Here is a 19,615-nt window from a genome sequence, read left to right as displayed (position 1 = left end):
GTGACGGCCCACCGCAGGTTCAGCCCAGTTGGTGGGCCGCCAGCAGGTCGCCCAGGGCCTCCTCGTGTGCGGCGGCCGGGCCGAGCGACAGCTCCAGGTACTTGGCCCAGGCGTGGAACCGGTGCAGCGGATAGTCGGTGTCGGCGCCGAAACCGCCGTGCAGGTGCTGCGCGGTCTGCACGACCCGTCGTACGCCCTCCGAGGCCCAGATCTTGGCGACGGCGACGTCCCCGGAGACGGGCAGCGCGCCCCCGGCCCCGGTGCTGATCCGCCACGCCGCCTGCCACAGCGTGACCTCCATCGCGCGCAGGTCGATGTACCGGTCGGCGGCCTGCACGGCGACGGCCTGGAACGTCGCCAGCGGATACCCGAACTGCTCCCGCTTGCCGGTGTAGTCGCTGGTCATGCCCAGCACCGCCGTCCCGAGCCCGAGCGCCAGCGCGCACGTCCCTACGGTCAGCAGATCGCGCAGCCACGGCCAGGCACCCTCGGCGTCGAGGACGTACCGGTCCGGCAACCGCACGGAATCCAGGCGCAGTTCCCCGAGCCGCTCACCCGCGGTGGATATCTGCTCGCCGAGGACCACGCCTTCGTGGATCCGGGGGACCAGGGCGAGGACGGTCCGGTCGGCGCCGGTGCGCGCGGGTACGAGGACGAAGTCGGCGTTGTGTGCCCAGGGCACCGCCGTCTGCGTGCCGTCGAGGACCCAGAGGTCACCGTCCCGCCCGGCGGTCACGGCGAGTTCGGCGGGGTCGTGGCCGGTACGGCCGTGCGCGGCGACGGTGAGCACGAGTTCGCCGGTCCCGGCCCGGCGCAGCACCTCGCCCCGCACCTCCTCGTCCCCGTACGCCTGTACGGCCGCCGTGGCCGCGCAGCTCTCCAGCAGCGGGACCCTGGCCAGCACCTTCGCGGACTCGCGCAGCACGAGGCACAGGGCGATGGAGTCGAGACCGGCCCCGCCGAACTCCTCGTCGAGCAGCAGACTCAGCAGATCCGCACCGGCGAGCCGCTCCCACAGCACCCGGTCGAAGTCGTCCGCGACGGCGCCCGCGACGAGTGACGGACTGGGCACCGAGTCCGGTGCGACTCCGCCGAACACCGCCAGGGCCGCCTCGACCGCCGCCTGCTGCTCCTCGCTGAACCTGAAGTCCATGGTGCTGTCCTCTCGGGGCGGGGCGGGGTATCTGACGGGGCGTCAAGATAGAACAGGTTCTAGAAGAAGGGAACGGGTGGAGGACGAGGGTGTGGGGCGAGTGCACCGACCGATCGTTCGGTTTGCCCGAATCGATGATCCGGCAGCGGGCCGTAGGGTGTCAACGGCTGTGGATAACTCCCCGAGGCGGCCCTCGCGGGTGCGGTGTGCAGGTCGTGCAGGTGTGCGGAGGGGGCTGCGCATGGAGGGTGGGCCTGAGTACCGTGCCCGTGCGCACACCGTGTCGTGGGGTGCGTGGGACCGGGAATCGGGAGACGGGGCGGAATGGACGCGTACGAGGCAGGCTCGGACGCCCGGCACGGGCGTGACGAGCCCGACGAGGCCGAGGGCTCCCCGCCCGAGGGCCCCCCGCCGTCGCCCGGGTCCGGCCCGCCGGACGGTGACAGCGCACCTCCCCTCGGCTCCCCGGCCCCCGACGGTACCCAGGAAGCGCCCCGCCCCTCGCTGGCCGCCCTCTCCCTCCCGTACCAGATAGGCGCCGCCCTGGCCCTCGCGGTCGTCGCCGTCGCCGCGTGCGCGCACCTCGGGATGGTCTTTCTGCACGTCGCTCCCTCGAACACGGTCACCAAGGCGCACGCGCGGACGATCGACGACTGGATCTACCCGGAGTTCGAGCAGAACTGGAAACTGTTCGCCCCCAACCCGCTCCAGCAGAACATCGCTGTCGAGGTCCGCGCCGATGTCCGCACCGCGGACGGCGGGGCCCGTACGACCGCCTGGTACGACCTCTCCGCGCTGGACGGCGAGGCCATCCACGGCAATCCGGTCCCGAGTCACACCCAGCAGAACGAGCTGCGCCGGGCCTGGGACTTCCTCGTCGCCTCGCACGACGCCCAGAACCGCCCCTCGGGCCTGCGCGGGGCCCTCGCCGAGCAGTACCTGCGCCGCATCGTCGTCCTGCGCCTCGACCGCGAGGACGCGGCCGGCCCCGGCGGCACGATCGACCGCGTCCAGGTCCGCTCCCGCAGTACCAACGTCCGGCCGCCCGAGTGGAGCCAGGAACAGGTGCAGGTGCCCGAGAAGCCGACGTACCGCGTACTGCCCTGGTGGCCCGTCCCCGACGACGAGGAGGCGGCCCGGGCGGCGGGCGCGGCCGACACGACGCGGGCGGACGCCTCATGACCCGCCCCGCGCCGGCCGCTGCCCGCTCGCTGTCCCGTTCCGTCTCCCTCGGCATCGGGCGGGTCACCGAGAACGCCCTGGGGCCCTACCAGGCCGCCGTCGTCCGGATCGGCTTCTCGGCGACCTGGCTGCTGTTCCTGCTGCGTGAGTTCCCGCACCGGCAGGAGCTGTACGGGCCCGACGGCCCCTGGAGCTGGGATCTCGCCCAGCAGCTCACCGCGGACAACGGGGCCTTCACCGTCCTGATGTGGTCCGGCAGTCAGATCTGGTTCGAGCTGGTCTACGCGCTCGCCGTGCTCGCCAGTCTTCTGCTGCTGCTCGGCTGGCGGACCCGCACCCTGTCCGTGGTCTTCATGGTCGGTGTGCTCTCGCTCCAGAACCGCAGCATCTTCGTGGGCGACGGCGGCGACAACGTCCTGCACCTGATGTCCCTCTACCTGGTGTTCACGCGCTGCGGTCAGGTGTGGTCCCTGGACGCCCGGCGCGCCCGCGAGGCACGCGCGCGCGTGCTCTTCGACCCCGCCCCCGACCGGGTGGGCCCGGCGCTGTGGACCGTCCTCGGGCTGCTCCTCGTCGCCGGTACCGCCGCCGGCAGGCTCGACGGCGACCCGCTGGTCCCCGTGATCCTCTGGGGCATGTGGCTGGCGCAGGGCGTGTGGTGGGCCGTGTCGCGCAGGGGGCGGGGCGGGGAGCCCCGGATGCTGCTCGACATCGTCGGCAACCTCGTGCACAACGCGGCCCTCTTCGTGATCATGGCCGAGGCCTGTCTGATCTACGCGACGGCCGGCTGGTACAAGATCCAGGGCTCGCGCTGGCAGGACGGCACCGCCGTCTACTACCCGCTCCACCTCGACTACTTCTCGCCGTGGCCCGCGCTCTCCGACCTGATGTCGTCGAGCGGCACGATGGTGATGCTGGTGACGTACGGGACGGTGATCGTGCAGGTCGCCTTCCCCTTCACGCTGTTCAACCGGCGGGTCAAGAACGTCCTGCTGGCCGTCATGATGACCGAGCACGCCGTGATCGCCGTCGTCCTCGGGCTGCCCTTCTTCTCGCTCGCGATGATCGCCGCGGACGCCGTGTTCCTGCCGACCTCCTTCCTGCGCCGACTCGGCGACCGGGCGGCACGCGCGCGCGTGCGCCTTGTCTCCCGCCTGCGGGGCGACGGGCGTGCGGAGCCGGACCCACCAGCTTCCGGGGCGCCCGACGAGCCCGCCGCGGGCGAGTCGGCGGAACCCCCGCACGTAGGCTTCAAGGCATGACGGACGCAGCAGCGGGGCCCGTGGTGGCCGAGTGGCGCCGGCTCGTGGGCTCCTCCGTCCTGCTCGACGGCTTCCACGCCCTCAAGCACGCCGTCCGCTTCGGCGCACGGATTCCGGTGGCCGTGACCACCGACCGATGCGCGACGCTCGCTCTCGCCGACGAACTGGCCCCGGACGTACGGGACTCCCTGGACGCCCTGCTGACCGAGGTCCCGGAGACGGCGTACACGTCCTTCGTGCCGCGCCCGCACCCCACCGCGGTGGCCGCCCTGGCCGTACGGCCCTCCCGCGCGGCCCATCTGGAGGCGCTCGCGCGCACACCCCGTACCGCGCCCGTCGTCGTTCTCGACAACCCGCGCAATCTCGGCAACGCCGGTGCGGTGATCCGGCTCGCGGCCGGTTTCGGCGCGACCGGCGTCGTCACCACCGGGACGCTCGACCCCTGGCACCCCACCGTCGTACGCGGTGGGGCGGGGCTGCACTTCGCGACCGCCGTGGAGCGGCTGACGGTGGCCGAGCTGCCGGCCGGGCCGGTGTTCGCGCTCGACCCGGAGGGCGACGACATCCGGGGCCTGAAGCTCCCGGACGACGCCGTCCTCGCCTTCGGCTCCGAGCGCAGCGGGCTGTCGCCCGACCTACGCGCGCGTGCCGACCACCTGGTGTCCCTCCCGATGCGCCCCCAGGTCTCCAGCTACAACCTGGCGACCAGCGTGGCGATGACGCTGTACCACTGGAGCGTCACGGGCGGCGCGACTTTCTGAGCGGGTGCGCAACCGCGCCCCTAAAGGGGCGCGGGGAACTGCGCGACCAGCCCCCACCGGCCCGCGGTGAAAGAACTACGTATCCACCGGAGTGCTCAGGCCTGCCGCCGTACCTCCACCACCCGGAACCGGTTAGCCACGAACGCCCCGTCGCACAGGGCCGCGTTCGCCGCCGGGTTGCCGCCCGAGCCGTGGAAGTCGGAGAAGGCGGCCGTCTGGTTGACGTACACCCCGCCGGTCAGGTTCAGCGACAGCTGGGCGCACTCCTCCAGGCAGGCCTCCTCGACGGCCTGTTCGAAGTCCGGGTCGGTCGTGTACGCGCCCACCGTCATCGCGCCCTTCTCACGGACCGTCCGCCGCAGCAGCTCCACCGCGTCCGCCGCCGAGTCGACCGCGACGGCGAAGGAGACCGGGCCGAAGCACTCGCTCATGTAGGCGGCCTCGGAGTCCGCCCCATCCCAATATTTCTGCGCGCCGTCGAGCTTCACGATGACGGGGGTGCGGACCACGGCGTCCGGGAAGTCGGGGTTCGTGATCTCCCGTGAGGCCAGGGCGACCTCGCCGAGCCCGGCCGCCGCCTCCAGGCGGGCCTTTACGTCGGGGTTGACGATCGCGCCCAGCAGACCGTTCGCGCGTGCGTCGTCGCCGAGGAGGCCGTCGACGGCGGCCGCGAGGCCCGTGACCACCTCGTCGTACGACTTGTGGCCCTCCTCCGTACGGATGCCGTCGCGCGGGATCAGGAGGTTCTGCGGGGTCGTGCACATCTGGCCGCTGTACAGGGAGAGCGCGAACGCGAGGTTCGACAGCATGCCCTTGTAGTTGTCGGTCGACTCCACGATCACCGTGTTGACGCCGGCCTTCTCCGTGTAGACCTGCGCCTGGCCGGCGTTGGCCTCCAGCCAGTCGCCGAACGCCGTCGAGCCGGTGTAGTCGATGATGCGGATCTCCGGGCGGGTCGCCAGGGTCTTCGCGATGCCCTCACCGGGACGCTCGGCCGCCAGCGCCACCAGGTTCGGGTCGAAGCCGGTCTCCGCCAGGACCTCGCGCGCCACCTGGACCGTCAGCGCGAGCGGCAGCACCGCGCGCGGGTGGGGCTTCACGAGGACCGCGTTGCCCGTGGCCAGGGACGCGAACAGGCCCGGGTAGCCGTTCCACGTCGGGAAGGTGTTGCAGCCGATGAGGAGGGCGATACCGCGCGGGACAGGCGTGAAGTGCTTGGTGAGGGCCAGGGGGTCGCGCTTGCCCTGGGGCTTGTTCCACTCGGCGGTGCCGGGGGTGCGGACCTGCTCCGCGTACGCGTACGCCACCGCCTCCAGGCCGCGGTCCTGGGCGTGCGGGCCGCCCGCCTGGAACGCCATCATGAAGGCCTGGCCGCTGGTGTGCATGACCGCGTGCGCGAACTCGTGCGTCCGCCCGCTGATCCGCCGGAGGATCTCCAGGCAGACCATCGCGCGCACCTCCGCGCCCGCGTCACGCCAGGCGCGCCGGCCGGCCTTCATGGCGGGCAGCAGCACGTCGACGCCCGCGTGCGGGTAGGTGACGCCCAGCGCGATGCCGTACGGGGACTCCTCGCCGCCGACCCAGTCGTCCGTGCCGGGCTGGTCGAGGTCGAGGCGGGTGTTCAGGACGGCGTCGAAGGCGGCCTTGCCGGCGGCCAGGTCGAGGCTGCCGTCCTCCCCGTACGCCTTGGGGTGTTCGGGGTGCGGGGACCAGTACGCGCGTGTGCGGATCGCTTCCAGCGCCTGGTCGAGGGTGGGCCGGTGCTGGGCGATCAGCTGGTGCGCGGTGAGTTCGGCGGCCATCGGGGAACAACTCCTCGTCTCAAGAGCACTTCGTTGAGCTCATGGCCTCGGACATGACCTGGGCCATGACCTGGGCAGGAAAGGCACGACAGAGTTAGAGTAACCGAACGATCGGTCGGGACAAGGGGGTCCGCCGCATCTGTGGACAACCCCGTGCGGGAGGATCGCGCACATGACAGCACTCGACCTCAGCAGCCCCGTGGCCGTCGTCGGCACCGGCACCATGGGCCAGGGCATCGCCCAGGTCGCGCTGGTCGCCGGCCATCACGTACGGCTGTTCGACGCCGCTCCCGGGCGTGCCCAGGAGGCCGCCGACGCGATCGGCGCGCGGCTCGACCGGCTCGTCGAGAAGGACCGGATGACGGCGGCCGACCGGGACACCGCCCGGGGCCGGCTGCACGCCGCAGGGAGCCTCGGCGAACTCGCCGACTGCTCCCTCGTCGTCGAGGCCGTCCTCGAACAGCTCGACGTCAAGCAGGAGTTGCTGCGCGCGCTGGAGGACGTGGTCGACGACGACTGTCTGCTCGCCACCAACACCTCCTCGCTGTCCGTCACCGCCATCGGGGGCGTCCTGCGCAACCCGGGCCGGTTCGTCGGGCTGCACTTCTTCAACCCGGCGCCGCTGCTGCCCCTCGTGGAGGTCGTCTCCGGGTTCGCCACCGACGTCACGTCGGCCACGCGCGCGTACGAGATGGCCCGCGCCTGGGGCAAGACCCCGGTCGCCTGCGCCGACACCCCCGGCTTCATCGTCAACCGCCTCGCCCGACCCTTCTACGCCGAGGCCTTCGCGGCGTACGAGGCCCAGTCCGCCGACCCCGCCACCATCGACGCGGTGCTCCGCGAGTGCGGCGGCTTCCGGATGGGCGCCTTCGAGCTGACCGACCTCATCGGGCAGGACGTCAACGAGGCCGTGACCCACTCCGTGTGGCAGGCCTTCTTCCAGGACGTGCGGTTCACGCCCTCGCTCGCCCAGCGGCGGCTCGTCGAGTCGGGCCGGCTCGGCCGCAAGACCGGGCAGGGCTGGTACGAGTACGGGGACGACGCCGAGCGCGCCGAACCGCACACCGCGGAGAAGGCCCAGGCGCCCGCCTACGTCGTCGCGGAGGGCGACCTGGGACCCGCGTCCGACCTCCTCGCGCTGATCCGCGAGGCGGGCATTCCCGTCCGTGAGGACGAGGAGGACCACGGCACCCGGCTGGTGCTGCCCGGCGGCGGCCAGCTGGTCCTCGCCGACGGACAGACCAGCGTCGAGTTCCGGGACGTCGTCTACTTCGACCTCGCCCTCGACTACCGGCGCGCGACCCGCATGGCCCTGTCCGCCTCCCAGGACACCCAGCCGCAGACCCTCAGCGAGGCCATCGGCCTCTTCCAGGCGCTCGGCAAGGACGTCAGTGTCCTCGGGGACGCCCCCGGCATGATCGTCGCCCGCACAGTGGCCCGGATCGTCGACCTCGCGCACGACGCCGTCGCCAAGGGCGTCGCCACCGAGGAGGACGTCGACACGGCGATGCGCCTCGGCGTCAACTACCCGCTCGGGCCCTTCGAGTGGAGCCGCAGGCTCGGCCGGAGCTGGGCGCACGAGATCCTCGACGAACTCCACCAGCGCGACCCGAGCGGACGGTACGCGCCGTCCCTCGCGCTCTACCGCCACGCGTACGCCACCGACAAGCGGGAGGGCACCCCATGACCACCGCCAAGCGCGACACGTACACCCCGACGACGCTGCTCCAGGTCGCCGTCCAGGTGTTCAACGAGCGCGGCTACGACGGCACCTCCATGGAGCACCTCTCCAAGGCCGCGGGCATCTCCAAGTCGTCGATATACCACCACGTCACCGGCAAGGAGGAGCTGCTGCGCCTCGCCGTCAGCCGGGCGCTGGACGGGCTCTTCGGGATCCTCGACGAGGAGCACGCGCGCGTGGGGCCCGCCGCCGGGCGCCTGGAGTACGTCGTACGGCGCATGGTCGAGGTGCTCATGGCCGAACTGCCGTACGTGACGCTGCTGCTGCGGGTGCGCGGCAACACCGACACCGAGCGCTGGGCCCTGGAACGGCGCCGCGACTTCGACCACCGGGTCGCCGATCTGCTCAGGGCTGCGGCGGCCGAGGGGGACGTGCGCGGTGACGTGGAGGTGCGGCTCGCGACGCGGCTCGTCTTCGGGATGATCAACTCGGTCGTCGAGTGGTACCGGCCCGACGGGCGCGGCATGGGCGAGCGGGAGGTCTCCGACGCGGTGGTGCGGCTGGTCTTCGGGGGACTGCGCAGCCCGGAGTGACCTCCCGGGGGCTCAGCCCTCCAGGTCCAGGTCCTCCTCCTCGAACACCAGCAGCGTGCGCGTGCTGAGCACCTCCGGCATCGCCTGCAGGCGCATCAGCACCAGTTCGCGCAGCGCCTTGTTGTCCGGTGTGTGGACCAGCAGCAGAACGTCGAAGTCGCCCCCCACCAGGGCGATGTGGTCCGCCCCAGGGAGCTGTCGCAACTGCTCGCGGACCGTGCGCCAGGAGTTCTGCACGATCTTCAGGGTGATGTACGCCGAGGTGCCCTGCCCGGCGCGTTCGTGGTCCACGCGGGCGCCGAAGCCCCGGATCACACCGTCCTCCATGAGGCGGTTGATGCGCGCGTAGGCGTTGGCACGGGAAACGTGCACACGTTCGGCCACGGACCGGATCGAGGCGCGGCCGTCCGCCTGGAGCATCTGCAGGATGTCCTGATCGATGGCGTCCAGCGGGCGCGCGGGCGGCAGGGTGTTGCCGCCCTCCGGGCGTTCGGCCATTTGTTCAGGTGCCATGTCCCCCCGCCTCCCTACCATGGACGTACTGCGTCCATCTCAGGCTGTGGAGAACCGTTTGTCCACAGCCTGACGGTGCCTGTAGCCAAAATGTGCCGACGACCGAACAATCGGTAGGTGAGGCGCCTCACATCCGTGGTGTGCCCGAAGCCGTCTCCCACGAGGAGGTGCCGTCATGACGGTCATGGAGCAGCGGGGCGCATACCGGCCCACGCCGCCGCCCGCCTGGCAGCCCCGTACCGACCCCGCGCCGCTGCTGCCCGACGCGGCGCCGTACCGCGTCCTCGGCACCGAGGCGGCGGCGCAGGCGGACCCGGGACTGCTGCGCAGGCTGTACGCGCAGCTGGTGCGCGGACGGCGGTACAACGCGCAGGCCACCGCCCTCACCAAGCAGGGCCGGCTCGCCGTGTACCCCTCCACCGTCGGCCAGGAGGCCTGCGAGGTGGCCGCCGCGCTCGCCCTGGAGGACCGCGACTGGCTCTTCCCCAGCTACCGGGACACGCTCGCCGTGGTCGCCCGGGGCGTGGACCCCGTACAGGCGCTGACGCTGCTGCGCGGCGACTGGCACACCGGGTACGACCCGCGTGAGCACCGGGTGGCGCCCCTGTCCACCCCGCTCGCGACGCAGCTGCCGCACGCCGTCGGGCTCGCGCACGCCGCCCGGCTCAAGGGCGACGACGTGGTCGCGCTGGCCATGGTCGGCGACGGCGGCACCAGCGAGGGCGACTTCCACGAGGCGCTGAACTTCGCCGCCGTGTGGCAGGCGCCGGTGGTCTTCCTGGTCCAGAACAACGGCTTCGCGATCTCCGTGCCGCTCGCCAAGCAGACCGCAGCCCCGTCGCTGGCCCACAAGGCCGTCGGCTACGGGATGCCGGGCCGCCTGGTCGACGGCAACGACGCGGTCGCCATGTACGAGGTGCTGAGCGACGCCGTACGGCACGCGCGCGCGGGTGGCGGTCCCACGCTCGTCGAGGCGGTGACCTACCGCCTGGAGGCACACACCAACGCCGACGACGACAAGCGCTACCGGACCGACTCCGAGGTCGCCGCCTGGCGCGAGCACGACCCGATCGACCTCCTCGAACAGGAACTCACCGCGCGCGGGCTGCTCGACGAGGACGGCATCAGGGCCGCGCGCGACGACGCCGAGGCACTCGCCGCCGACCTGCGCGCCCGGATGAACCAGGACCCGGCACTCGACCCCATGGACCTGTTCTCCCACGTCTACGCCGAACCCACCCCCCAACTGCGCGAGCAGCGGGACCGGTTGCGGGCCGAACTCGACGCCGAGGCGGAAGGGGCGCACTGATGACCACCGTCGCCCTCAAACCGGCCACCATGGCGCAGGCCCTCACGCGCGCGATGCGCGACGCCATGGCCGCCGACCCGGCCGTGCACGTCATGGGCGAGGACGTCGGCACCCTCGGCGGGGTCTTCCGGGTCACCGACGGGCTCGCGAAGGAGTTCGGCGAGGACCGCTGCACGGACACCCCGCTCGCCGAGGCGGGCATCCTCGGGGCGGCCGTCGGCATGGCCATGTACGGTCTGCGCCCGGTCGTCGAGATGCAGTTCGACGCGTTCGCCTACCCCGCGTTCGAGCAGCTGATCTCGCACGTCTCCCGGATGCGCAACCGCACGCGCGGGGCCATGCCCCTGCCGATCACCGTCCGCGTGCCCTACGGCGGCGGCATCGGCGGCGTCGAGCACCACAGCGACTCCTCCGAGGCGTACTACATGGCGACCCCGGGCCTCCATGTCGTCACGCCCGCCACGGTCGCCGACGCGTACGGCCTGCTGCGGGCCGCCATCGCCTCCGACGACCCGGTGGTGTTCCTGGAGCCCAAGCGCCTGTACTGGTCGAAGGATTCCTGGAACCCGGACGAGCCGTCGGCCGTTGAACCGATAGGACGCGCGGTGGTGCGGCGCCAGGGCCGCAGCGCCACGCTCATCACGTACGGGCCGTCGCTGCCCGTCTGCCTCGAAGCGGCACAGGCGGCGGAGGCGGAGGGCTGGGACCTGGAGGTCGTCGACCTGCGTTCCCTGGTCCCGTTCGACGACGAGACGGTGTGCGCTTCGGTACGGCGGACCGGGCGGGCCCTCGTCGTCCACGAGTCGGGCGGTTTCGGCGGCCCGGGCGGGGAGATCGCGGCCCGCGTCACGGAGCGCTGCTTCCACCACCTGGAGGCGCCGGTGCTGCGCGTCGCCGGGTTCGACATCCCGTACCCGCCGCCGATGCTGGAGCGGCACCACCTGCCCGGCGTCGACCGTGTCCTGGACGCCGTGGGGCGGTTGCAATGGGAGGCGGAACGCTGATGGCACAGGTACTGGAGTTCAGGCTCCCCGATCTCGGCGAGGGACTCACCGAGGCGCTGATCGTGCGCTGGCTGGTCGAGGTCGGCGAGGTCGTCGCCGTGGACCAGCCGGTCGTCGAGGTCGAGACGGCAAAGGCGATGGTCGACGTGCCGTGTCCCTACGGCGGTGTCGTCACCGCGCGCTTCGGCGAGGAGGGCACCGAACTCCCCGTCGGGGCGCCCCTGGTGACGGTCGCGGTCGGCACCCCGGCCCACCCCGAACCGGCGGGCGACGCGGACCGGGGCTCCGGGAACGTGCTCGTCGGGTACGGCACGTCCGAGGCGCCCGCGCGGCGGCGCAGGGTACGGCGAGAACAGGCGGCGCCGGCTGCCGCGGTGGCCGTCACGGACGCACAGGCTCCTGCCCCAGCCCGGGGCGACGGTCCCGTGCCGGTCATCTCGCCGCTCGTGCGCAGGCTCGCCCGCGAGAACGGCCTGGATCTGCGGGAGTTGGCTGGCTCCGGGCCCGACGGACTGATCCTGCGCGCCGACGTGGAGCGCGCCCTGCGCGACGGTGTGGCGCGAACCGAATCCCCGGCCCCGACTGCGACTCCCGTACCTGCCGTCGCTTCCGCGGAGGGCACGCGTGTCCCCCTCAAGGGCATCCGCGGTGCCGTCGCCGACAAGCTCTCCCGCAGTCGGCGCGAGATCCCGGACGCGACCTGTTGGGTGGACGCCGACGCGACGGAACTCATGCACGCGCGCGTGCAGATGAACGAGGGCACGGGCCCGAAGATCTCCCTCCTCGCCCTGCTCGCCCGTATCTGCACCGCAGCCCTCGCCCGCTACCCCGAGCTGAACTCCACGGTCGACCTGGAGGCCAGGGAGATCGTCCGGCTCGACCGTGTCCACCTCGGCTTCGCCGCGCAGACCGAACGCGGGCTCGTCGTCCCCGTCGTCCGGGACGCGCACACCAGGAACGCCGAGTCGCTGAGCGCGGAGATCGCGCGGCTGACCGAGGCCGCCCGCACCGGCACCCTCACACCCGCCGAACTCACCGGCGGCACCTTCACGTTGAACAACTACGGCGTCTTCGGCGTCGACGGCTCCACGCCGATCGTCAACCACCCCGAGGCGGCCATGCTCGGCGTCGGCCGGATCGTCCCCAAGCCATGGGTGCACGAGGGCGAACTGGCGGTGCGCCAGGTCGTCCAGCTGGGGCTCACCTTCGACCACCGGGTGTGCGACGGCGGCACGGCGGGCGGTTTCCTGCGCTATGTGGCGGACTGCGTCGAACAGCCGACGGTGCTGCTGCGCACACTGTGATCAGGGTGGCGCGCGCCCGTTCCCTGTGATCAGCGGGGGCCCGCATACTCGGAGGGTGACCGCGCATGAGCCCCAGCCCTCAGGGATCCCCGGCGCCGACGGCTACGACGCCGTCGTGCTCGCGGGCGGGGCCGCCCGACGCCTCGGCGGCGCCGACAAGCCCGGCGTCCGGGTGGGCGGGCGCGCGCTCCTCGACCGGGTGCTCGCCGCCTGCGCCGACGCCGGCACCACCGTGGTCGTGGCCGGCCCCCGGCCCACCGCACGGCCGGTGACCTGGGCCCACGAGGACCCGCCGGGCGGCGGACCCGTCGCCGCGCTCGACGCCGGCCTGCGCCGGACCAAGGCCGCGCAGGTCGTGGTCCTCTCCGCCGATCTCCCCTTCCTCGAACCGGCGACGGTACGGCGGCTCCTCGACGCCCTGTGGACGAGCGGCGCCGAGGGTGCGCTGCTCACCGACCCGGACGGCCGGGACCAGCCGCTCGTGGCCGCGTACCGGACGTCCGCGCTGCGCCGGGAGCTGGACGCGCTCGTCCTCGAACACGGCGGCCTCACCGGCCTGCCGCTGCGCCGGCTGGCCGGCGCGCTCGCACTCACCCGGGTCTCCGACCCCGTCGCGTCCTTCGACTGCGACACCTGGGACGACATCGCCGCCGCCAGAGCACGCATCAGGGAGCATGGGCACGTGTTGGACGAATGGATTTCCGCAGCCAAGGACGAACTGGGCATCGACCTGGACGTCGACACCGGCCTCCTCCTCGATCTCGCCCGCGATGCCGCGCACGGAGTGGCCAGGCCGGCCGCCCCCCTGACGACGTTCCTCGTCGGATACGCGGCGGGCCGGGCCGGGGGAGGCCCGGAGGAGGTCGCCGAGGCCACCCGCAAGGCCGTCGCCCTCGCCCTGCGCTGGGCCGAGGAGGCCAAGGCGGACGCGAAGGCCGCCGACGCCGAACCCGGTGCGGGCAAGGCCCCCGACAGCCGCCCGGACGCCGGATGACCGCCCGCAGCGACCTGGACGACCTCGGCGTCGAGGAGGCGCTCGCCCTCGTGAACGAAGGCAACGGCAGCGGAACCGGCGGCGCCAGCGGTGGGCAGGGTGACCGGCCGACCTCCGAGGGCGCCTCGGTACCCGCCCGCACCGGGGAAGGCGTCTACGACGTGGAGGCCGACCAACCAGGCCCCGGCACCAAAGGCGATCTCACTCCCGCCCCCGCCCGCCCTCGGGCCACCCCCTGGCCCCAGGCCCGCGCCATCGCCGAGCGCGCCGCCCGCCAGGTCCCCCGTACCGCCCAGGCCCCCGTCTCCGTCCCCCTCGACGCCGCCCTCGGCCTGGTCCTCGCCGCTCCCCTCGCGGCCCTCACCGACCTCCCCTCCTTCGACACCTCCGCCATGGACGGCTGGGCGGTGGCCGGACCCGGCCCCTGGGACGTGCGCGAGGCCGGTGTCCTCGCCGGGCACGCCCAGCCCGAGCCGCTCACCGACGGCACCGCCGTACGGATCGCGACGGGCGCCCGCATCCCGTACGACACGACCGCCGTCCTGCGCAGCGAGCACGGCCGCACCGACGACAAGGGCCGGCTGCACGCCACCCGGGACATGAGCCACGGCCAGGACATCCGGCCGCGCGGCCAGGAGTGCCGCTCCGGCGACCAGCTGCTGCCCATCGGCACCTTCGTGACCCCGGCGGTGCTCGGCCTCGCCGCCGCCGCCGGGTACGACACCCTCGCCGCGATCCCCCGCCCCCGGGCCGAAGTCCTCGTCCTGGGCGACGAGTTGCTCACCGAGGGACTCCCGCACGACGGTCTGATCCGGGACGCGCTCGGCCCGATGCTGCCGCCCTGGCTGCGCTCGCTCGGCGCCGACGTCATCGCCGTACGCAGGCTCGGCGACGACGCCGACGCGCTGTACGCGGCCCTGAAGAACTCCCCCGCCGAGATCGTCGTCACCACCGGCGGCACTGCTTCCGGCCCCGTCGACCACGTCCACCCCACCCTGCACCGCCTCGGTGCCGAACTGCTCGTGAACGGTGTGCAGGTGCGCCCCGGACACCCCATGCTGCTGGCCCGGATCAAGGAGAACCAGCACCTCGTCGGGCTGCCCGGCAACCCGCTGGCCGCCGTCTCCGGGCTGCTCACCCTTGCCGAACCCCTGCTGCGGACCCTCGCGGGACGGGCGGCGCCGGAGCCGTACACGCTGCCGCTCAAGGACGAGGTGCACGGGCACCCGCACGACACCCGGCTCATCCCCGTCGTCGTGCGCGGCTACCGGGCCGTGCCGCTGCACTACAACGGGCCGGCGATGCTGCGCGGTATCGCGGCGGCCGAGGCCCTCGCGGTCGTACCGCCCGGTGGCGCCCGCCCCGGTCAGGAACTGGAACTGCTCGATCTGCCCTGGGCGGCAGCCACCGAAGCCGGGGTGTGTTTCACGTGAAACATTCGATACAGCCGGGCCGCACTGGAGGATGTTTCACGTGAAACTGCCGGGCCATGACGCCATCGCCCGCCAGGCGGACGAGCACCTGGTGACCCATCGGGTGAAACTTCCCCGGACCGTGGTGGAACGGCCGATCCGCCAGGTCGGAAAACGCGTCGCAATAGCGCTGCTGGTGCTGGTCGGGACCGCGCTCATCGTCTACGCCGACCGCGACGGCTACACCGACAACTCCGACCGTTCCGTCGACCTCCTCGACGCCTTCTACTACGCCACCGTCACCCTCTCCACCACCGGGTACGGCGACATCACGCCCGTCAGTGACGCTGCCCGGTTCACCAACATCTTCGTCATCACACCGCTGCGCGTGCTCTTCCTGATCATCCTGGTCGGCACGACCCTCGAAGTCCTCACGGAGCGCACGCGCGAGGAGTGGCGGCAGAACCGCTGGAGGGCGGCCTTGCGAGAGCACACCGTAGTCATCGGGTTCGGGACCAAGGGACGGTCGGCCGTGCAGACCGTCTGTGTCACCGGGCTGAAGAAGGAACAGGTCGTGGTCGTCGACCCCAGCGCGAAGGCCGTGGAGGCGGCCACCGCCGAGGGGTACGCCGGAGTGATCGGGGACGCCACGCGCAGTGACGTACTGCTGCGGGCCGAGCTGCAGAAGGCGCGGCAGATCATCATCGCCACCCAGCGCGACGACACGGCCGTCCTCGTCACGCTCACCGCCCGGCAGCTCAACCGCACGGCGAAGATCGTGGCCGCCGTGCGCGAGGAGGAGAACGCACCGCTGCTCAAGCAGTCCGGCGCCGACGCCGTCATCACCAGCGCGAGCGCGGCCGGGCGGCTGCTCGGGCTGTCCGTGCTCAGCCCCGCCGCCGGCATGGTCATGGAGGACCTCATCCAGCAGGGCAGCGGACTCGACATCGTCGAACGGCCGGTCATAAAGGCCGAGGTGGGCAAGGGGCCGCGCGAGACGGACGACCTGGTCGTGAGCGTCGTACGCGGGCATCGCGTGCTGGGCTACGACGATCCGTCCATCGGGGAGCTTCAGGTGGCCGACCGGCTCATCACCATCGTGCGGGCGACGCCGGGCGCGCATGTGGCGCCCGACGCCCGCAAGTTCACGTAGGACCGGGCTACTTGCGGTTGTAGAGCCGCATCGTGATCGGGCCGAAGACCAGCATCAGCAGGCCTGCCCACCCCAGCGACCAGGCGATCTCGGCGGCCGGCCACTCGCCGGCCATCAGCTCCCGTACCGCCGACGACACATGGGTGATCGGGCTGTTGTTGACGAAGGCCTGGAGCCAGCCGGGCATGGTGCTCGGGTCGACGAAGACGTTCGACAGGAAGGTCAGCGGGAAGATCACCATCATGCTGACGCCCATCACCGACTTCTCCGTGCGCAGCAGCAGCCCGAACATGGTCCAGATCCAGGAGAAGGCGAAGGAGAAGACCAGGAGGAGGGCGATGCCTGCGGCCACGCCCACCACTCCGCCGTCGGGGCGGTAGCCCAGGATGATGCCGACCGTCAGCATCACCACGGACGCCATGGTGTAGCGCAGGGCGTCGCCGAGGAGATAGCCGACCATCACGGCCGGCCGCCAGATCGGCAGCGTGCGGAAGCGGTCGAAGACGCCCTTCTCGATGTCCGTGTTGACCGAGACACCCGTGTACATCGTGATCATCACGACCGACATCACCAGGATGCCCGGCAGCAGGAACTGGATGTACTCGCGCGGGGAGCCCGCCAGGGCGCCCCCGAACAGGTACGTGTACATCAGCACCATCATGATCGGGAACGCGGTGACGTCGAAGAGCTGCTCGGGGACGTGCTTGATCTTGAGGATCGCGCGCCAGCCGAAGGTGAGGGACGCGGAGAGCGCGCTGGGGCGCGGCGGACGTTCCTTGGTGACGAGCAGCGCGGCGAGGGATTCGGCGCTGACGGGGGCGAGGTCCCGGCCCTCGGTGGTGGTGGTCGCGGTGCTCATGCCGCCACCTCGTCTTCCGTGTCGTGTCCGGTGAGGGCGAGGAACACCTCGTCCAGGCTGGGCTGGCCCAGGGAGAAGTTGTCGACGGTGATGCCGCAGCGGGCCAGCTCGGCGAGCGCGCGGGCCGCCTGCTCGGCCGCCGTGTCGCTGACCGACGTACCGATACGGGCCGTCAGTGCGACCGGGTCGGGCTCGCGCTGCACGGTCGCGTCGAGGGCGAGCCGCAGCACCTCCTCCGCCTCGGGCCGCTGGGCCGGATCGCGCAGCCGCAGATGGACGGAGCCGGCGCCGACGGACGCCTTCAGCTCGCCCTTCGTGCCCTCCGCGATGACCTTGCCCTTGTCGATGACGGCGATCCGGGACGCCAGCTGGTCGGCCTCGTCCAGATACTGCGTGGTCAGCAGCACGGTCGTGCCCTGGGCGACCACCGCGCGCACGATGTCCCAGACCTGGTTGCGGCTGCGCGGGTCGAGACCGGTCGTCGGCTCGTCGAGGAAGAGCAGGTCGGGGGTGTTGAGGATGGACGCGGCGATGTCGATGCGGCGCCGCATACCGCCCGAGTAGTGCTTGACCTGCTTCGCCGCCGCGTCCGTGAGCCCGAAGGCCTCCAGGAGCTGGGCGGCACGCTCGCGCGCGGTCCGCTTGTGGTGGCCGAGGAGCCGGCCGAGCAGCACCAGGTTCTCGGTGCCGGTGAGGTCCTCGTCCACGGACGCGTACTGGCCGGTGAGGCTCACCCTGCCGCGTACCGCGTCGGCCTCGCGCACCACGTCGTGGCCGAAGACGTGCGCCTCGCCGCCGTCGGGCCTGAGCAGGGTGGCCAGCATCTTCACGGTGGTCGTCTTGCCGGCGCCGTTCGGCCCGAGGACTCCGTAGACCGTGCCGGTGGGCACGGTGAGGTCGACGCCGTCGACGGCCCGGGTCTCGCCGAAGGTCTTCACCAGACTCGCGGTCTCGATCGCGAGGTCGGGCGCCTCGGCCGCCCTGCCCGCCCTGGCTGCCTGTGGGCTCATGTCTCGTGGTCCTTCCGGAGTCCTTGCGTACGGGGTGACGCAAAGGGAGACCGTCGGTTGGCCGGAAACTCATCGGTCGCGTGACCGTACGTCTCTCCACGGTCTCTCCGCCAGACGCGGACCGCACATCGATTTCGCCGAGGCGGGGAGTAGCGTCCCCTCATGCATGCGATCACGATTCCCGAACCCGGAGGGCCCGAGGCGCTGGTGTGGGCCGAGGTCCCCGATCCCGTGCCCGGCGAGGGCGAGGTACTGGTCGAGGTGGTGGCCGGCGCCGTCAACCGTGCCGACATCCTGCAACGCCAGGGCTTCTACAACCCGCCGCCGGGCGCCTCCCCGTACCCCGGCCTTGAGTGCTCCGGCCGGATCGCCGAGGTCGGTCCTGGAGTGTCCGGGTGGTCCGTCGGCGACGAGGTGTGCGCGCTGCTCGCGGGCGGCGGTTACGCGACGAAGGTGGCCGTTCCGGCCGGGCAGCTGCTGCCCGTGCCCGCGGGCGTCGACCTGAAGCGGGCGGCGGCGCTGCCCGAGGTGGTCTGCACGGTCTGGTCGAACGTCTTCATGATCTCCCACCTCCGCCCCGGCGAGACGCTTCTCGTGCACGGCGGCTCCAGCGGCATCGGCACGATGGCCATCCAGCTCGCCAAGGCGGTCGGCGCGAGGGTCGCCGTGACGGCCGGGACGAAGGAGAAGCTCGACCAGTGCGCCGAGCTCGGCGCCGACATCCTCGTCAACTACCGCGAGCAGGACTTCGTCGAGGAGCTGACACAGGCCACCGGCGGCACCGGCGCCGACGTGATCCTCGACAACATGGGCGCCAAGTACCTGGACCGCAACGTCCGCGCCCTCGCCGTCAACGGACGGCTCGCGATCATCGGTATGCAGGGCGGCATCAAGGCCGAGCTGAACATCGGCGCCCTTCTCACCAAGCGGGCCGCGATCAGCGCGACCTCGCTGCGCGCCCGCCCGCTCGCCGAGAAGACGGCGATCGTGGCCGCCGTACGCGAACACGTCTGGCCGCTGATCGCCGCAGGTCAGGTGCGGCCGGTCGTCGACAGCGAGTTCCCGATGAGCGACGCGGCGGCGGCCCACCGGCTGGTGGAGGAGAGCGGCCACGTGGGAAAGGTGCTGCTGGTGGCCCCGTAGCAGCGGGGTCAGGACCGCCGTACGCGCAGCCGCAGTGCGAGGAGGGCGAGGCCCAGGCCCAGGCCGATGAGGACGAGCCCGCTGCCCAGCGGCAGTATGCGCAGCACCGGGTGGGTGACCGGGGCGGGCAGCGCGGCCGTGTCCCGTGCCTCGTCCGGGTCGGGGATGTAGGTGGGCACGGGGACAGGCACGGCCTCTTCGTACGCCGCTTCCTCGGGCGGCGCGGACTCCTGCCGCCCGGGGCGCTCCCGTCCCTCGCCCGCCCGGCTGCCGGCCCGGGAGGCGTCGGGGGCGGGCCGGGCGACGTGCGTGGCGTTGTCGTACGAGAGTGTCGCGCCGTGCGGGGCGGCGGCGAGGGTGGGTGCCGCCAGGGCCAGCAGGGTGCCGCAGATGCGCAGTGTGCGGAGCCATGGATTCATGTCGGGCCCCTCCCGCCGCGGAGTCGCCAGTCACCAGGGTTCGACTGGACCAGCCTCACAC

Annotated in this window: 18 protein-coding genes; 12 read left to right on the top strand and 6 right to left on the bottom strand. The window is 72.3% G+C overall.

Going from position 1 to position 19,615, the window contains the following annotated elements:
* Window positions 1-19: 19 nt before the first annotated feature.
* Window positions 20-1,153, bottom strand: a complete 1,134-nt coding sequence (locus tag ACWCRB_RS12890; RefSeq protein ID WP_450996085.1) for an acyl-CoA dehydrogenase family protein — start codon at window positions 1,151-1,153, stop codon at window positions 20-22.
* Window positions 1,154-1,477: 324 nt separating this feature from the next.
* On the opposite strand from ACWCRB_RS12890, the gene ACWCRB_RS12885 reads away from it, so the two are divergent.
* The 3 genes from ACWCRB_RS12885 to ACWCRB_RS12875 are packed head-to-tail and all read left to right on the top strand — an operon-like array spanning window position 1,478 to window position 4,358.
* On the top strand, window positions 1,478-2,335 hold the full coding sequence (locus ACWCRB_RS12885; protein ID WP_450996084.1) for a DUF5819 family protein: 858 nt from the start codon (window positions 1,478-1,480) through the stop codon (window positions 2,333-2,335).
* Window positions 2,332-3,597 carry an HTTM domain-containing protein gene (locus ACWCRB_RS12880; RefSeq protein WP_450996083.1) on the top strand — a complete coding sequence of 422 codons (1,266 nt, stop codon included), beginning with the start codon at window positions 2,332-2,334 and terminating at the stop codon, window positions 3,595-3,597. Before ACWCRB_RS12885 ends, ACWCRB_RS12880 begins: the two co-directional genes overlap by 4 nt.
* Window positions 3,594-4,358, top strand: coding sequence for a TrmH family RNA methyltransferase (locus ACWCRB_RS12875; protein ID WP_450996082.1), 765 nt, complete (start codon window positions 3,594-3,596; stop codon window positions 4,356-4,358). Before ACWCRB_RS12880 ends, ACWCRB_RS12875 begins: the two co-directional genes overlap by 4 nt.
* A gap of 95 nt (window positions 4,359-4,453) precedes the next feature.
* Here the strand turns inward: ACWCRB_RS12875 and paaN are convergent, their stop codons facing one another.
* Window positions 4,454-6,160, bottom strand: a complete 1,707-nt coding sequence (gene paaN / locus ACWCRB_RS12870; protein WP_450996081.1) for a phenylacetic acid degradation protein PaaN — start codon at window positions 6,158-6,160, stop codon at window positions 4,454-4,456.
* 172 nt (window positions 6,161-6,332) lie between these two features.
* On the opposite strand from paaN, the gene ACWCRB_RS12865 reads away from it, so the two are divergent.
* On the top strand, window positions 6,333-7,847 hold the full coding sequence (locus tag ACWCRB_RS12865) for a 3-hydroxyacyl-CoA dehydrogenase (protein ID WP_450996080.1): 1,515 nt from the start codon (window positions 6,333-6,335) through the stop codon (window positions 7,845-7,847).
* Window positions 7,844-8,434 carry a TetR/AcrR family transcriptional regulator gene (locus ACWCRB_RS12860; protein ID WP_235476780.1) on the top strand — a complete coding sequence of 197 codons (591 nt, stop codon included), beginning with the start codon at window positions 7,844-7,846 and terminating at the stop codon, window positions 8,432-8,434. The genes ACWCRB_RS12865 and ACWCRB_RS12860 overlap by 4 nt, the downstream gene beginning before the upstream one ends.
* Before the next feature lie 12 nt (window positions 8,435-8,446).
* Here the strand turns inward: ACWCRB_RS12860 and ACWCRB_RS12855 are convergent, their stop codons facing one another.
* Entirely contained in the window at window positions 8,447-8,932 is a 486-nt protein-coding gene (locus ACWCRB_RS12855) for an Lrp/AsnC family transcriptional regulator (RefSeq protein ID WP_235480016.1), read from the bottom strand.
* 190 nt (window positions 8,933-9,122) lie between these two features.
* Here ACWCRB_RS12855 and pdhA point away from each other — a divergent pair, with 190 nt between their 5' ends.
* From pdhA to ACWCRB_RS12825, 6 genes are read left to right on the top strand one after another with little or no spacing between them, the layout of a single operon-like run.
* Entirely contained in the window at window positions 9,123-10,256 is a 1,134-nt protein-coding gene (pdhA, locus tag ACWCRB_RS12850) for a pyruvate dehydrogenase (acetyl-transferring) E1 component subunit alpha (RefSeq protein WP_450996079.1), read from the top strand.
* Window positions 10,256-11,260: an alpha-ketoacid dehydrogenase subunit beta gene (locus tag ACWCRB_RS12845; protein ID WP_450996078.1), complete on the top strand. Its 1,005-nt coding sequence runs from the start codon at window positions 10,256-10,258 to the stop codon at window positions 11,258-11,260. Before pdhA ends, ACWCRB_RS12845 begins: the two co-directional genes overlap by 1 nt.
* Window positions 11,260-12,564, top strand: coding sequence for a dihydrolipoamide acetyltransferase family protein (locus ACWCRB_RS12840; RefSeq protein ID WP_450996077.1), 1,305 nt, complete (start codon window positions 11,260-11,262; stop codon window positions 12,562-12,564). Before ACWCRB_RS12845 ends, ACWCRB_RS12840 begins: the two co-directional genes overlap by 1 nt.
* Before the next feature lie 55 nt (window positions 12,565-12,619).
* Window positions 12,620-13,558, top strand: a complete 939-nt coding sequence (locus tag ACWCRB_RS12835; protein WP_450996076.1) for an NTP transferase domain-containing protein — start codon at window positions 12,620-12,622, stop codon at window positions 13,556-13,558.
* Window positions 13,555-14,991 (top strand): molybdopterin molybdotransferase MoeA, encoded by a 1,437-nt coding sequence (locus ACWCRB_RS12830; protein ID WP_450996075.1) that lies wholly within the window; start codon window positions 13,555-13,557, stop codon window positions 14,989-14,991. The genes ACWCRB_RS12835 and ACWCRB_RS12830 overlap by 4 nt, the downstream gene beginning before the upstream one ends.
* 31 nt (window positions 14,992-15,022) lie before the next feature.
* The gene (locus ACWCRB_RS12825) at window positions 15,023-16,123 is read left to right on the top strand and encodes a potassium channel family protein (RefSeq protein WP_450996074.1); all 1,101 of its coding nucleotides are present in this window, start codon (window positions 15,023-15,025) and stop codon (window positions 16,121-16,123) included.
* 7 nt (window positions 16,124-16,130) lie between these two features.
* Here ACWCRB_RS12825 and ACWCRB_RS12820 read toward each other — a convergent pair whose 3' ends face one another.
* Together ACWCRB_RS12820 and ACWCRB_RS12815 are read right to left on the bottom strand one after the other, a co-directional pair.
* The gene (locus ACWCRB_RS12820; protein ID WP_450996073.1) at window positions 16,131-16,982 is read right to left on the bottom strand and encodes an ABC transporter permease; all 852 of its coding nucleotides are present in this window, start codon (window positions 16,980-16,982) and stop codon (window positions 16,131-16,133) included.
* On the bottom strand, window positions 16,979-17,992 hold the full coding sequence (locus ACWCRB_RS12815) for an ATP-binding cassette domain-containing protein (protein WP_450996072.1): 1,014 nt from the start codon (window positions 17,990-17,992) through the stop codon (window positions 16,979-16,981). Before ACWCRB_RS12815 ends, ACWCRB_RS12820 begins: the two co-directional genes overlap by 4 nt.
* Window positions 17,993-18,154: 162 nt before the next feature.
* Here ACWCRB_RS12815 and ACWCRB_RS12810 point away from each other — a divergent pair, with 162 nt between their 5' ends.
* Entirely contained in the window at window positions 18,155-19,135 is a 981-nt protein-coding gene (locus tag ACWCRB_RS12810; RefSeq protein ID WP_450996071.1) for an NAD(P)H-quinone oxidoreductase, read from the top strand.
* A gap of 8 nt (window positions 19,136-19,143) precedes the next feature.
* Here ACWCRB_RS12810 and ACWCRB_RS12805 read toward each other — a convergent pair whose 3' ends face one another.
* Window positions 19,144-19,554 carry a hypothetical protein gene (locus ACWCRB_RS12805; protein WP_450996070.1) on the bottom strand — a complete coding sequence of 137 codons (411 nt, stop codon included), beginning with the start codon at window positions 19,552-19,554 and terminating at the stop codon, window positions 19,144-19,146.
* Window positions 19,555-19,615 lie beyond the last annotated feature (61 nt).

The sequence above is a fragment of the Streptomyces sp. NPDC002156 genome, from assembly GCF_053593675.1.
The sequence above is the reverse complement of the archived record's forward strand: the minus strand, read 5'-3'. Positions and strand labels throughout refer to the sequence as shown.